Source organism: Hydrogenophaga sp. GW456-12-10-14-TSB4 (assembly GCF_059424305.1).
This window is the reverse complement of record NZ_JBWKZH010000152.1, coordinates 1-1,219: the sequence shown is the minus strand read 5'-3', so window position 1 is coordinate 1,219 and position 1,219 is coordinate 1. Positions and strand designations below refer to the sequence as shown.

Annotated in this window: 1 protein-coding gene; it reads right to left on the bottom strand. The window is 68.9% G+C overall.

Features of this window, described 5'->3' with window-relative positions; all coding sequences use genetic code 11:
* Positions 1 to 160: 160 nt before the first annotated feature.
* Positions 161 to 895, bottom strand: a complete 735-nt coding sequence (locus tag AC07ZS_RS29825) for a Crp/Fnr family transcriptional regulator (RefSeq protein WP_494802039.1) — start codon at positions 893 to 895, stop codon at positions 161 to 163.
* Positions 896 to 1,219 lie beyond the last annotated feature (324 nt).

Here is a 1,219-nt window from a genome sequence, read left to right as displayed (position 1 = left end):
GGCTTGGGCGCCGAGGCCGACACGCTCTTGGCGCGCGCCGGGCCGGGCGGGCGCACCGGGGCGCGGCGCGGGGCGTAGGGATCGGAGGGGGTCTTGCTGGCAGCGCCCGGCTTCAGCTTGAGCGTGCGGGCGGCGGGTTTGTCGGTCGTCATAAGGGGGATCATCCTTCATCCAGCGTGCCGGAGCGCAAGGCCGCCAGATCGAGCACGCGCAGGCCCCCGTAATCCACACGGATCCAGCCCTTGGCCGCCAGGGTCGTGAGCGCCTCGTTGACGCGCTGGCGCGAGAGGCCCACCAGGTAGGCCAGCTCCTGCTGCGTGATGCGCAGCACGCCGCCCACGTTGGGCGAGAGCAGCGGGTGGAACAGCGAAGCCAGGTTGCGCGCCACGCGCAGGTCGGGGTTGTTGAGCCGGTCGATCTCGCGCGCCGCGATGAACTGGCCCAGGCGCTCGTTGAGCTGGTGCATCACGAAGCGGTTGAAACCGAGCGAGTGGTCCAGCAGCCAGTCGAAGGTCTCCACCGGCAGGCCGGCCACGCGGCTCTTGCGCAGCGCGAGGATGTTGTAGCGGTACTGCTCGTGCTTGAGCACCGTGCCTTCGCCGAACCAGCCCCCTGGCGCCACGCCAGTGAAAGTGATCACCGGGCCCTGCGAATCGTCGTTGCTCATCTTGAGCAGACCGTCCACCAGACCGAACCAGTAGGTGACCGGTCGGCCGAAGCGGCAGATGTGGTCGCCGGCCTCGGCGTCACCGACCACCAGCGCATCCACCGCGCGCTCGCGCTCGCTCGGCGTGAGGCTTTTCAGCCAGGGAATTTCGGCCAGCTCCTCCTGCGTGGGCGGGCGGGCGCGGTCGCGCAGAACGGTGCCGGAACGGCGGGGGGCCAAGGTGCTCATGGGGTCGCGTGGTCTAGGGAAAGTCCTAGGAGGGTTGACCCCAGATTGTCGTCGAACCGACAACATGACGTCAAACGAAGGCCTACCATGCGCAGCAGAACGGAATGCCCCACCCGGGGTGTTCCTGGCACCGGCGCCATGGGGCCGGCCTCAGGAGACACGCATGCAACACACGTTCCCCCGGCTCTTGCTGGGCCACGCGCAAAGCCACCCGGAGGGTGCGGCGATGCGCGAGAAGGAATACGGAATCTGGCAGACGACGACGTGGTCGGGCATGGCGCAGCTGGTGGAACAGCTGGCGTGCGGGCTGCACCAGGCGGGCCT

What these genes read in the sequence shown, in the direction of transcription:
- AC07ZS_RS29825 (WP_494802039.1), bottom strand. Translation starts at nt 895, where the DNA reads ATGAGCACCTTGGCCCCCCGCCGTTCCGGCACCGTTCTGCGCGACCGC.